The sequence below is a fragment of the Micromonospora sp. NPDC047753 genome, from assembly GCF_040642735.1.
In the GTDB taxonomy this organism is placed as follows: domain Bacteria; phylum Actinomycetota; class Actinomycetes; order Mycobacteriales; family Micromonosporaceae; genus Micromonospora.
The window spans coordinates 1-11884 of the sequence record NZ_JBEYSL010000186.1; the positions used below are offsets into that span (position 1 = coordinate 1).

Consider the following 11884-nt stretch of genomic DNA (forward strand, 5'->3'; position numbering starts at 1 on the left):
GCCGAAGTCGCGCGCCAGGTCGGCGGAGGTCTCCAGCGCGGTCAGGTACAGCTCCTCGCTGATCCGGGTGGACAGCTCGCGGGCGGCCGGCGAGTCGAACGGCAGCCGCAGCGCGAAGAAGGCGTCCTGCAGGCCCATCAGCCCGAGCCCGACGGGCCGCCAGCGGGGGTTGCTCGCCGCCGCCTGCGCGGTCGGGTAGTAGTTGATGTCGATGACCCGGTCGAGGAAGGTCACCGCGGTCCGCACCGTGGCGCGCAGCCGCTCCCAGTCGATGCCGTCGGCGGTGAGGTGGGCGGCGAGGTTCACCGAGCCGAGGTTGCACACGGCGGTCTCGGCGTCACTGGACACCTCGACGATCTCGGTGCAGAGGTTGGACAGGTGCACCACGTTGCCCGGCTCGGCGGTCTGGTTGCAGAGCCGGTTCGACGCGTCCTTGAAGGTCATCCAGCCGTTGCCGGTCTGGGCGAGGGTCCGCATCATCTTCCCGTACAGCTCCCGGGCCGGGACCTGCCGCACGTAGCGGCCCTGCGCCTCGGCCTGCCGGTACGCGGTGTCGAACCGCTCCCCCCACAGGTCGGGCAGCTCGGGCACCTCGTGCGGGTCGAACAGCGACCACAGCTCGTCGGCCTCGACCCGGCGCATGAACTCGTCCGGCACCCAGTTGGCCAGGTTCAGGTTGTGGGTACGGCGGGCGTCCTCGCCGGTGTTGTCCCGCAGTTGCAGGAACTCCTCGATGTCCGGGTGCCACGGCTCCAGGTAGACGCAGGCAGCGCCCTTGCGTCGGCCACCCTGGTTGACCGCGGCGACGCTCGCGTCCAGCGTGCGCAGCCACGGCACGATCCCGTTGGACTGCCCGTTCGTGCCCCGGATCAGCGCGCCCCGGGAGCGGACCCGGGAGTACGCGATGCCGATGCCCCCGGCGAACTTGGACAGGTTGGCGACCTGGGCGTACCGGGCGTAGATCGAGTCCAGCTCGTCGAGCGGGGAGTCGACCAGGTAGCAGGAGGACATCTGGGTGTGCCGGGTGCCGGAGTTGAACAAGGTCGGTGAGCTGGGCAGGTAGGCCAGGCTGGACATCAGCCGGTAGAAGTCGACCGCCTCGTCCGCCGTCCGGGACAGGCCGCAGGCCACCCGCAGCAGCCAGTACTGCGGGGTCTCCAGCACCAGTCGGCTGATGGGGTGGCGCAACAGGTAGCGGTCGTACACCGTGCGCAGGCCGAAATACTCGAACCGGCGGTCGCCGTCCGGGTCGATGGCGTGGTCGAGCGTCGCGGCGTGTGTGGCGACGAACGCGGCGGTGTCGTCACCGATCAGGCCCTCGGCGTGGCCGACCCGGATCGCCGCGCTGAACGAGGTGATGCCCTGTCGCCGCACCTCCTTGTCGACGTAGCCGGCCAGCAGCCGCGCGGCCAGACGCGAGTACTGCGGCTCCTCACCGATCATCTCGGCGGCGGTCTGGATGGACAGCCGGTCGAGTTCGGCAGTGGTCGCGCCGTCGTAGAGGCCGCTGATGGTGCGGGTGGCCACCCGCAACGGGTCGACGTCGGTCAGGTCGTCGGCCCACCGCTCGACCGCCCGGACGATCTTGTTCACGTCCACGGGTTCGGTGCCGCCGTCGCGCTTGCGGACCTGCATCGGCGTCCGCCGCACTGTCGCGTCGCCGCTGGCCGGGACTACCTCGGTGACTGTCACCACTCGCTCCTCGGAGTTCGAGACCTGGTGGCCCGGACGCGAGGAGACAGACACCGACGGACGCCACGCCGGCCCCGGCGTGGGTCAGGTGGCGTCAGCCGTCCCACGCGGCCTCGGACCGCCGCCCACCCGGGTGGGGTACGCGGCGCGCTGGCAGGTCTTCGGACTCGCGGGCACGACCGGGCTCGCCGGTCTCCTACTGGCCGTCGCTTCCCAGGCCGATGGTGGCCCAGTGCTGATGACGGCTGTCGTTCCCACTCACCGCTGCGGGACAGTCCCGGATTTCCACCGGGTTCCCTGTTGCCTCGACCGCACCGGATGAGCGGCCGAACCAGCTGCGCTCGACACCATATATAGGGACGCAGTCGTTGTCACACCCCACATGTCGGTCTCGGGCGTGTCGGCGGCGATGCGGTGACCACCGTCACCAACCCCCGGGAGCACGCTGCGGCCGACCGACGCCGGGCGCCGGAGACGGGGCTCTGCGCACTGGTGTCGACATTCGACAAAGATTTGACGTATCGAGGCCACGGCACTGGAGACCACGCCCATACGTCGCCGTCGATGCCTCGCGGCGAGCCGGAACATCCAATCACCAGGGTCCGCCGCGCGTGGCACCTTGGCCCGCCAACCGGCATGATCGGAGTCAAGGCGGCTCGACCCGAGAGGGTAAACATCATATGTCTGCACGTCCGAGGTGATCGACAACGTTGACGCGCTGGAGCAGCCCTCCGTATACTCCCAGTGATCATCTGATCTTTAGCCTAGCCGGGCGAGGAGCGCATGCCGCAGATCACTGCCGTCACCGTCGAAGACGTCCGCTTCCCCACCTCCCTGACCGCTGACGGGTCAGACGCCATGAACAAGGACGGCGACTACTCGGCGGCCTACGTCGTCCTGCACACCGACGGCGTCGACGGCGTGGGCGCGCCACTCGCGGGGCACGGCCTGACCTTCACCATCGGACGGGGCAACGACATCGTCGCGGCGGCGGCAGTCCACCAGGCACAGCTCCTCGTGGGCCAGGACGTGGCAACGATGGCAGCGGACATGGGCGCGGTCTACCGCCTGCTCACCTCCGACTCGCAACTGCGGTGGCTCGGCCCCGAGAAGGGCGTCGTCCACCTGTCCCTCGCCGCCGTGTTGAACGCGTCATGGGACCTGGTCGCCCGGGTCGCCGACAAGCCGCTGTGGCGGCTGCTCGTCGACATGACCCCCGAGCAACTCGTCGACATCGCGGACCTGCGCTACCTGTCCGACGCGCTGACCCGCGACGAGGCACTGGCCATCCTGCGGGCCAAGGAGAGCACAAAGGCCGCCCGCCTCGCCGAGCTCGACCGGACCGGCTACCCCGCCTACACCACCTCGGCGGGCTGGCTCGGCTACGGCGACGACAAGCTGCGCCGACTGTGCCAGGAGGCGGTCGACACCGGCTACGGCTACGTCAAGCTCAAGGTGGGCGCCAACCTCGACGACGACATCCGCCGGTGCGCGATCGCACGGGAGATCCTCGGCCCGGATCGCAACCTGATGATCGACGCCAACCAGGTGTGGGACGTCGGTCAGGCCATCGAGTGGGTCACCGCCCTCGCCCGCTTCACGCCACTGTGGATCGAGGAGCCGACCAGCCCCGACGACATCCTGGGCCACGCGGCCGTCCGCCGCGCCGTCGCTCCGATCGGCGTCGCCACCGGCGAACACTGCCACAACCGGGTGATGTTCAAGCAGCTCTTCCAGGCCGAGGCCATCGACTTCTGCCAGCTCGACACCGGCAGGTTGGCCAGCATCAACGAGATCGTCGCCGTGCTGCTGCTCGCCGCGAAGTTCAACGTCCCGGTGTGCCCGCACGCCGGCGGTGTCGGGCTGTGCGAGATGGTCCAACACGTGTCGGTGCTCGACTACGTCGCGATCTCGGGGGACCTCACCAACCGGGTCACCGAGTTCGTCGACCACCTGCACGAACACTTCACCGATCCCTGCATCATCCGCGACACCGGTTCCGGCAGCGGATACGTCCTGCCCGGCCAGCCCGGCTACTCCACCCGGATGCGTCAGGAGTCGGTGGCGCTCTACCGGTTTCCCGACGGCCACTACTGGGCGGCGACAGACCCGACTACCGTGTCATCTCCGGAGGCGGCGTACGTGATCGCGGGTGGGAAGGCCACCCCCGCCGGCCGTTAGGGGAATCATGTCTCGCACGGACGAAGTGGTCAACGGCATCAAACGGATGATCCTCGAAGGGCAGTTCCGGCCCGGGGACCGGTTGCCCATCGAGAAGGACCTCGCCGAGCAGCTCGGTGTCTCGCGAGGTTCCCTGCGCGAGGGGATGTCGGCCCTGTCGATCCTGGGGATCGTCAACATCCGTCAGGGCGACGGCACCTACGTCACCAACCTCGACGCGCCACAGCTGCTGGCCCCGATGAATTTCGTGGTCGACTTCCAGGGCCAGGGCGACCCTCGGCACATCCACACCGTCCGCCGGCTGCTGGAGTGCGAGGCCGCCTGCCTGGCGGCGACCAGGATCACCGACGAGGCCCTGGCCCAGGCGGGTGACCTGCTCGCCGAGGCGGCCCGGTTGGTCGGCCAGTCACCGCCGGACCACGAGCGGATCATGGAGATCGACATCGCCTTTCACCGGATCATCGCGGTGCACGCCGAGAATCCGGTGCTCGTTGGTCTGATCGAAGCCTTCGCCGGGCGCACCATCCGTGGCCGGCTCTGGCGGAGTCTGCACGAGGAGGGCGCGGACCTACGCACCCATGACGAGCACGTGGCGATCCTGAAGGCCCTCGTGGCACGCGACCCGGAACGGGCGCGAACCCGGATGGCCAACCACCTGATCGGTGTGGAGGAGTCGTTGCAGGGGTTACCCGACGACGCTGACGCCAGCATCGAGACGGCCCGGTCGTGACCGACCCTCACGGCTGTACGTCGAGCAGCCCCTCGTCGTACAGCGCCGCCCAGAGCTGCTCCGGGACGTCGACACCAGACCGATGGAGGGTCTCGGTCACCTGGACGTCGTCCCGCATGCCGACAACGGTCGAGACCACGGCCGGGTGACGACGGACGAACGCCAACGCCGCCTGGGGCAGCGTGACGCCGTACGCCTGACAGACCCGTGCTATCCGGCGGGCGTGGTCGATCACCTCCGCCTGCGCCTGCTGGTAGTCGTAGACGGCGTCGGTCGGCGGCATGTCCCGGGCCAGCAGCCCGGAGTTGTAGACACCGGCGACCACCACACCGACGTGGCGGGCCTGCGCGACGGGCAGCAGGTCGGTCAGCGCGCCCTGTTCCATCAGGGTGTACCGGCCGGCGCACATAACCACGTCCACGTCGGTCTCCGCCACGAAGCGGGCCAGCATCGCCGACTGGTTCATTCCCGCCCCGACGGCGCCGATCACGCCCTGCTCCCGCAGCTCCACCAGGGCCGGGATCGCCTCGTTCGCGGCCTGCTGCCAGTGCTCGTCGGGGTCATGCAGATACACCACGTCGATCCGGTCCAGGCCGGTGCGCCGAAGGCTCGCCTCCAGCGAACGGCGGACGCCGTCGCGGCTGAAGTCCCAGACCCGGCGGTGATCGGCGGGAACGTCGAACCCTTCCGGATCCCGCTGGTGCGCCGTCTCCGGTGACGGCACGAGCAGCCGGCCGACCTTCGTCGACACCACGTACTCGGCGCGGGGGCGGGAGCGCAGGGCCGCGCCCAGGCGTCGTTCGGACAGGCCCAGCCCGTAGTGCGGTGCCGTGTCGAAGTATCGGATGCCGCCTGCCCACGCGGTGTCCACGGCGGCGGCGAACTGCTCGTCGGACGTCGCCCGGTAGAGATTGCCGCCCTGGGAGGCGCCGAAGCCCAGTGGGCTCAGCCGCAGCGGCGGTGCAGCGCCGCCGCGGCTCGTCGGACCCGCGGGACCGCGGGCGCCTCCCTGGACGGCGGCCCTCACCGCTCGTCCCGACCCACGCTGGTGCTGCCGGTCATCGCGGCGACCAGATCGTCGGTGGTGGCCTCGTCGGCGCGGAGCTGGGCCGCGCGCCGGCCGAGGCGCAGCACCTCGACCCGATCGGCGATCTCGAGGACCTGCGGCATGTTGTGGCTCACCAGCACCACCGACATGCCGGCGTCGCGGGCCCGCCGGACGACATCGAGCACCCGTCCGGTCTGGACCACCCCCAGGGCCGCGGTGGGCTCGTCGAGGATGACCACGTTGGTCGCCCAGATGATGGCCCGGGCCACCGCCACGCACTGCCGCTGCCCACCGGACAGCATCGCGATGGGGGTGGTGACCCGGGGGATCCGTACGCCCAGTTCGTCCAGCGCGGCGGCGGCGCCGTGGCGCATGGCGCGCTTGTCCAGCAGCCCGAGCCGGCCGAGTGGTCCGGAGCGAAGGATCTCCCGGCCGAGATACAGGTTGGCGGCCACGCTGAGGTCGTCGGCGACGGCGAGGTCCTGGTAGACGGTCTCCACCCCTGCCCGTCGGGCGTCGACCGGGGTGGAGAACTGGACCGGACGGCCGCCGACCCGGATCTCGCCCTCGTCCGGCGGGTGCACACCGGACAGGGTCTTGATCAGGGTGCTCTTGCCGGCGCCGTTGTCGCCGATCAGCGCGACGACCTCACCGCGGCGGACCGTGAAGTCGGCGCCGCGCAACGCCTCGACGTGCCCGAACCGCTTGACGATGCCGCGGGCTTCGAGGACCGGCGGCTCCGCGTCGGTGGGTTGCTGGTCGCTGGTCGGGGTGGCCGTGGGGTTCACGCCCATCACTGCACCGGCGGGTTGGCGCAGCTGGGCTCGAGCACCGCCTTGATCTCCGCCGAGTCGATGTTCTCCTTGGTGACGAAGGTGACGCCGGTGTCGGCCGACGCCAGCGGCGCCTTGTCCCGAAGGTGCTTGACCATCTTGTCGACGCCGAAGTAGCCCATCTTGAACGGGTTCTGCACGACCAGCGCCGAGATCTGGCCGTTGCGTACCCCGGCGATCTCGTCCGGGGCGGCGTCCCACCCGATGATGACCACCTTGCCGGACTTGCCGGCGGCCTGGATGGCCTGCGCGGCACCGAGCACGCTCGGCTCGTTGGCCGCGAAGACACCCTTCAGGTTGGGGTTGGCGGTGAGGATGTTCTCGGTGACCCGTCGGGCCTCGTTGACGTCACTCTTGCTCGGCTGTTGGCCGACCAGCTTCAGGTTGGGGTACTGGGCGAGGCCGGCCTTGAAGCCGTCGACCCGCTCGGTGTTGGTCTGCGATCCGGGCTGGAACTCGACCAGCGCCACCTCGTGGTTGCCGGGGCCGAGTTCGGTGGCGAGCAGCTTGGCCGCCTCGGTCGCCGACGCACGGTTGTCGGTGGCGAAGAGGGGCACGTTCGACGGCTGCGGGCTGGTGCCAGAGTCGATCATGGCGACCGGGATGTTGGCGCTGAGCGCCTTGTCGGTCGCCGGTGCCAGCGCGCTGGAGTCGGTCGCCGCGTAGACGATGCCGTCGACCTTCTTGGTGACGAAGTTCTGGATCAGGTTGACCTGGCCCTCGACGTCGGTCTCGGCGGTCACCCCGTCCCACTGGACGGTGACGTCCCCCGCGCGCTGCGCGGCGCACTCGGCGCCCGCCTTGACGGTGTTCCAGTAGTCGGCGCCGACCGCCTTGGGTACGACGGCGAGCTTCAACGGGCCGCTCGCGTCCTTGGCCGCACTGTCGCCGCCGCCGTCGCGAACCTCGACCCCGCCGCAGGCGCTGAGCAGGGCGGTCGCCGCGGCCGCGGCCAGGATCGCCTGCACGCGCAGGAGTCGTCCTCGCGTCCGCCGGCTGGTGGTGGTGTGTGCCATGGTGTGTGTCCTTCCTCGTTCGGACTCTCGGAATGGCATGTCAACCCCGTGATTCCAGCCGCCGGCGGCGGTACTGGTCGAAGTAGACGGCGGCCCAGATGATCACGCCGACGATCACCTGCTGGTAGTGGATGCTGATGTCGAGCAGGACGGCGCCGTTGCGGACCAGGGCGATGAGGAACGCGCCGATGATGGTCCCGACGATCCGGCCCTGCCCGCCGAACAGGCTGGCTCCGCCGATGACGGCGGCGGCGATGACGTCGAGTTCCAGCGAGATCCCGTAGTTGGGCTGGCCGGAGTTGACCCGGGACGCGGCGATCATGCCGCCGAGCCCGACCAGCACGCCGGCCAGCACGTACACCCCGGTCAGGTGCCGCCCGACCCGGATGCCGGAGCGGCGTGCCGCCTCCAGATTGGAGCCCATGGCGTAGGTGTACTGACCGAAGCGGGTCTGGGAGAGCAGGAAGGCGACCCCGACGGCGACCAGGACGGTGATCACCACGGCGAACGGAATGCCGAGGATCTGCCCGTTGCCGAGCAGTTGGAAGGACCGGGGAAGGCCATAGACGCCGACGGCGCCGGTGATGATGAAGACCAGGCCGCGGCCCACGGACATGGTCCCCAACGTCGCGATGAACGGCGGAATCCGGGCCACCGTCACCAGCAGCCCGTTCAACAGCCCGGCCAGCGCGCCGACGCCGATCGCGACCGCCGTCGCCGCCCAGAGCGAGAAGCCGAGGTCGCGTACGACCATCGCGCCCAACACGCCGGCGAGCGCGGCGACCGACCCCACGGACAGGTCGATGCCCTTCGTGATGATGACCATCGTCTGGGCGGTGGCGATGATGGCGATCACCGCCGTCTGGGCCCCGATGTTGAAGAGGTTGTCCGCTGTCAGGAAGTAGGGGCTCGCGAAGGTCAGGGCGATGAACAGGACGACCAACGCGGTGGCGGCGGTGAACTCGGAGACGGCGTGGGAGATCCGTTCCCGGAACCAGTCGCTGAGTTCGCCGCGCTGTGTGCCGGCGGTTGCCTCGACGCTACTCATCGTCGGACCTGACCTCCCCAAGCGTGGTGCCGGCGTCCGACGGGGACCCGCCGACGAGCCGAACGTCTGTGAGCGACCGACCCCGCTCGGCCGGCGGTGCGGCGAGGTGCGCGCACAACCTTGGAGATAGGTCGGATGATTCCCGCGATCAGGCGTTACCTTGCCACGCATTCACGTATGTTGCCAAGGTCTTGCGGGCATGTTTTGCCATCGTTACCTGTGCCACCGAAGCCATACGTCTGACCAAATCGACACCGACTGCCGCCGCTAGCATGTTATCGATAACATCCTATGTCCCCAGGCCGAAGGGCGCTGCCGTCTCAGGACGGGGCCAGCCGGTAGAAACGGCCGGCGGTCCGGCGCCAGATCGCGGCCCGCTCGTCGTCGGAGAGCGGGTCCAGCAGGTCACCGAGGACGGCGACCCAGCGGGTGTACGAGGTGGCGAGCAGGCACACCGGCCAGTCCGAGCCGAACATCAGCCGATCCGGCCCGAACACGTCAAGGGCGTGCTCGACCGCGGGCCGCAGGTCGGCAGCGGTCCAGGACCCACCGTCCACTTCGGTCACGAGGCCGGAGAGCTTCGCCGTGGTGTTGGACTCGGCCGCGAGCGCCCGCAGGTCGCGGTGCCAATCACCGAGTTCGGCGCGTCCGAGCGGGGGCTTGCCGAGGTGGTCCAGGACGAACCGCACCTGGGGCAGGTCGCGGACGAGCCGGACGGCCGCCGGCAGCTGACGGTGGCGCACCAGGAGGTCGAAGGCGAGACCCGCGGCACCGACCGCGGCTATGCCGCGCCGCACCTCGGGGCGATCGAGATAGGTCGGGTCGGGTTCGGACTGGACCAGGTGCCGGATCCCGACCAGCCGTTCGCCGCCGCGCGCCCCGCGTAGTCGGGCGAGGCGACGGTCGACATCGGCGGCGGTGAGGTCGACCCAGCCGACGACCCCGGCGACGAGCGGGTCGTCGGCCGCGATGCCGAGCAACTCGGGCGTCTCCGACCGAACGGCGACGGACTGGACGACCACGGTCTGGGTGACCCCGGCGGCCCGGGTCGCCGGGGCGAGCTCGACCGGTGTGAAGTCGTTGTCGATCGCGGCCATGGTGTGCGGATCGATCCAGGGCTGTGGGTGCCGCGCCCGGACCCAGAGGTGATGGTGCGCGTCGACGATGCCCGCTCGTCGCGCGACCTCGCCGGTCGTCACCGGACCCGTCCCTGGCGCGTTCTCGTCCACCGCACACCCCGCCCCGCCGCTGATCGAACCCTCCGGGTCAACCCGGAGCCACGGAGCCGATCTGGCAGATTGACCATGTTAGCGGTAACAGCCTGTTGTCGAGCCCGAACGCGCACCACGACCGACCTCCGGCAGTGTCGCCTTTTGGTCTGACGAATCCACCGGCACCTGCGGCTGGTCCGCCTCGTCGACGTCCCGGTGTACGGACGCGCCCGGGGCGCGGGGTCCGGGTTGACCGCCTGAGGCGGCACCGATACCGTCGACGCACTATCTGCGGCGACGCGAGGGAAGCCGGTGTGAATCCGGCGCGGTCGCGCCACTGTGAGCGGTTCCCCAATCACCATCGGGGTCCGCGAGCCAGGACGCTCGGTCGTCCGCAGCCTTGCGATGGGGACGCGTCATCCCTGGGGAGGTTCGTGTATTCATGTCTAGCTCCGCTACCAGCCAGAGGGTGGACCCCGCTGGCAGTGCCCGTCTCTTGTGGACCGCTCTGGCGACCGTTGCCGCGCTCGCCCTGCTGACGTATCTCGTCGCCTTCGACCAGGGGGCGGTGTCGCGCAGTGGGATGTACCTGCACGAGCTGATGCACGACGGCCGGCACCTGCTGGGCGTCCCGTGCCACTGACCACCACCAGCACTCCCCCGTTCCTCGCCGTCCTCGTCCGCGGGCTGCTGGCCGGCCTGATCGCCGGCCTGTTGGCCGGGGCGTTCGCGTACGTCGCTGGCGAACCGCACGTCGAGGCGGCCATCGCCATCGAGGAGGCGGCGACGCACGCCGAGCCTGCCGTTGGTGCGCACGATCACGAGGACGCGCTGGTCAGCCGGACGGGTCAGCGGGGCGGCCTGTTCCTGGCCACCGCCCTGTTCGGGGCCGCGATGGGTGGCCTGCTGGCCACGGCGTACGTCCTGCTGGCCCGGCGGCGGCGCGGCGACGACGACGGGCGGTGGGGTCTGCTGCTGGCCGGCGCGGCGCTGCTCGGTGCGGTGATCGTGCCGTTCCTCAAGTACCCGGCGAACCCACCGGCGGTCGGCGACCCGGCCACCATCAACCAACGGACCGTCACCTACCTGTTGATGGTGGTGCTCGGGCTGGTGGCCGTGTGGGCCGGCTCGCTGGGCTACCGGTCGGTCGGTGCCCACGCACCGACGTGGCTTCGCGCCGCCGCGGCCGTGGGCGGGTTCCTCCTGGTCACGGCAGTGTCGTACGTGGTGATGCCGTCCTTCCAGGAGGTTCCGGCGGACTTCCCGGCGACCCTGCTGTGGAGTTTCCGGTTGGCCTCGCTCGGCACCCAGGTCGTGCTCTGGACCGGCATCGGCCTGCTGTTCGCGGCCCTGATGCACCACGAGCGGCGTCGCCGGGCCGGTTCCGCGCTGCCGAGCACGTGACCGGCACCAGCCTTCGGCTGGTCGCCCACGGTCACACCGCCGCGCTGCGCCGGGCCCGCTTCGGCGGTGCCGACGACGGCCTGGACGAGGGTGGCCTGCGTGCCGCGCTCGCCCAGGCCCACGCGGGTGCAGACCGGCGTTGGCGCCTCGGGGAGAACGCCACCTGCCTGTCCAGCCCCGCGGTGGCCGCCCGACAGACCGCCGACGCCTTCGGCCTTCTGCCGACGGTCGAGACCGCGTTGGCCGACTGTGACTACGGGGACTGGTCCGGGCGGTCGCTTGAGGAGGTCGCTGAATCGCAGCCGCAGGCGCTGCACGACTGGTTGTCCGCCCCGGACTGCGCGCCGCACGGCGGTGAGTCCGTCACGGAGGTGCGGGATCGGGTCGGCAGTTGGCTGGATGCGCAGCACCGGGCTGGTGGACGAGTGATCGCGGTCACCCACCCCCTGGTGATCCGGGTCGCGGTGGTGCACGCCCTCGGTCTTCCGATGGCGACGTACCGGCAGGTGGACGTCGAGCCGTTGGCTGTCGTCCGGCTCACCAGCCAGGGTGCGCGCTGGCACCTTCGACTGGGCGGATAGCGAGCAGGTCGAGGCCACACCGAACGGCGCAGGCCGTGCCCACTCCTCCAGGTCCAGCGCACGCCGCAGCTTCTCCGCCCCGCGCGCCACCCACGGTCGGCGTGAGTCCGCCAGTTTCTCGTTCCACGCCTCGATGTGGT

11 protein-coding genes and 2 riboswitches are annotated in these 11884 nt (G+C 70.3%); of the genes, 5 read left to right on the forward strand and 6 right to left on the reverse strand.

The window, feature by feature from the left end; translation table 11 throughout:
* Window positions 1-1635 (reverse strand): ribonucleoside-diphosphate reductase subunit alpha (locus ABZ749_RS17360; RefSeq protein WP_357228853.1); only part of this gene is annotated, 1635 nt, incomplete at its 3' end.
* Between the two features lie 191 nt (window positions 1636-1826).
* A riboswitch (cobalamin riboswitch) is annotated at window positions 1827-2043 on the reverse strand.
* A 432-nt stretch (window positions 2044-2475) separates the two neighbouring features.
* Between ABZ749_RS17360 and ABZ749_RS17365 the strand changes: the two genes are divergently transcribed.
* Both ABZ749_RS17365 and ABZ749_RS17370 read left to right on the forward strand, forming a co-directional pair.
* A complete protein-coding gene (locus ABZ749_RS17365) occupies window positions 2476-3873 on the forward strand; it encodes an enolase C-terminal domain-like protein (RefSeq protein ID WP_357228826.1) in 1398 nt (465 codons plus the stop codon).
* A gap of 7 nt (window positions 3874-3880) precedes the next feature.
* Window positions 3881-4603 carry a FadR/GntR family transcriptional regulator gene (locus ABZ749_RS17370; RefSeq protein WP_357228829.1) on the forward strand — a complete coding sequence of 241 codons (723 nt, stop codon included), beginning with the start codon at window positions 3881-3883 and terminating at the stop codon, window positions 4601-4603.
* A 7-nt stretch (window positions 4604-4610) separates the two neighbouring features.
* Here the strand turns inward: ABZ749_RS17370 and ABZ749_RS17375 are convergent, their stop codons facing one another.
* The 5 genes from ABZ749_RS17375 to ABZ749_RS17395 form a co-directional block, all read right to left on the reverse strand.
* The gene (locus ABZ749_RS17375) at window positions 4611-5630 is read right to left on the reverse strand and encodes an aldo/keto reductase (RefSeq protein ID WP_357228831.1); all 1020 of its coding nucleotides are present in this window, start codon (window positions 5628-5630) and stop codon (window positions 4611-4613) included.
* Window positions 5627-6445, reverse strand: a complete 819-nt coding sequence (locus ABZ749_RS17380) for an ATP-binding cassette domain-containing protein (protein ID WP_357228834.1) — start codon at window positions 6443-6445, stop codon at window positions 5627-5629. The genes ABZ749_RS17375 and ABZ749_RS17380 overlap by 4 nt, the downstream gene beginning before the upstream one ends.
* Window positions 6445-7500, reverse strand: coding sequence for an ABC transporter substrate-binding protein (locus ABZ749_RS17385; RefSeq protein WP_357228837.1), 1056 nt, complete (start codon window positions 7498-7500; stop codon window positions 6445-6447). Before ABZ749_RS17385 ends, ABZ749_RS17380 begins: the two co-directional genes overlap by 1 nt.
* 40 nt (window positions 7501-7540) lie before the next feature.
* Window positions 7541-8548 carry an ABC transporter permease gene (locus ABZ749_RS17390; RefSeq protein ID WP_357228841.1) on the reverse strand — a complete coding sequence of 336 codons (1008 nt, stop codon included), beginning with the start codon at window positions 8546-8548 and terminating at the stop codon, window positions 7541-7543.
* Window positions 8549-8868: 320 nt separating this feature from the next.
* Complete coding sequence (locus ABZ749_RS17395) at window positions 8869-9747, reverse strand: amidohydrolase family protein (protein ID WP_357228844.1); 879 nt, start codon at window positions 9745-9747, stop codon at window positions 8869-8871.
* A gap of 264 nt (window positions 9748-10011) precedes the next feature.
* Window positions 10012-10167, forward strand: a riboswitch (cobalamin riboswitch).
* 34 nt (window positions 10168-10201) lie between these two features.
* On the opposite strand from ABZ749_RS17395, the gene ABZ749_RS17400 reads away from it, so the two are divergent.
* The 3 genes from ABZ749_RS17400 to ABZ749_RS17410 are packed head-to-tail and all read left to right on the forward strand — an operon-like array spanning window position 10202 to window position 11744.
* Complete coding sequence (locus ABZ749_RS17400) at window positions 10202-10402, forward strand: CbtB domain-containing protein (RefSeq protein ID WP_357228846.1); 201 nt, start codon at window positions 10202-10204, stop codon at window positions 10400-10402.
* Window positions 10393-11163, forward strand: coding sequence for a CbtA family protein (locus ABZ749_RS17405; protein ID WP_357228848.1), 771 nt, complete (start codon window positions 10393-10395; stop codon window positions 11161-11163). The genes ABZ749_RS17400 and ABZ749_RS17405 overlap by 10 nt, the downstream gene beginning before the upstream one ends.
* Window positions 11160-11744, forward strand: a complete 585-nt coding sequence (locus ABZ749_RS17410; RefSeq protein ID WP_357228851.1) for a histidine phosphatase family protein — start codon at window positions 11160-11162, stop codon at window positions 11742-11744. Before ABZ749_RS17405 ends, ABZ749_RS17410 begins: the two co-directional genes overlap by 4 nt.
* Window positions 11745-11884: the final 140 nt, after the last annotated feature.

Excerpts from the sequence above, each read along its gene's own strand:
- ABZ749_RS17380 (WP_357228834.1), bottom strand. The coding sequence starts at position 6,445 with ATGGGCGTGAACCCCACGGCCACCCCGACCAGCGACCAGCAACCCACC.
- ABZ749_RS17400 (WP_357228846.1), top strand. The coding sequence starts at position 10,202 with ATGTCTAGCTCCGCTACCAGCCAGAGGGTGGACCCCGCTGGCAGTGCC.
- ABZ749_RS17370 (WP_357228829.1), top strand. The coding sequence starts at position 3,881 with ATGTCTCGCACGGACGAAGTGGTCAACGGCATCAAACGGATGATCCTC.
- ABZ749_RS17385 (WP_357228837.1), bottom strand. The coding sequence starts at position 7,500 with ATGGCACACACCACCACCAGCCGGCGGACGCGAGGACGACTCCTGCGC.
- ABZ749_RS17390 (WP_357228841.1), bottom strand. The coding sequence starts at position 8,548 with ATGAGTAGCGTCGAGGCAACCGCCGGCACACAGCGCGGCGAACTCAGC.
- ABZ749_RS17365 (WP_357228826.1), top strand. The coding sequence starts at position 2,476 with ATGCCGCAGATCACTGCCGTCACCGTCGAAGACGTCCGCTTCCCCACC.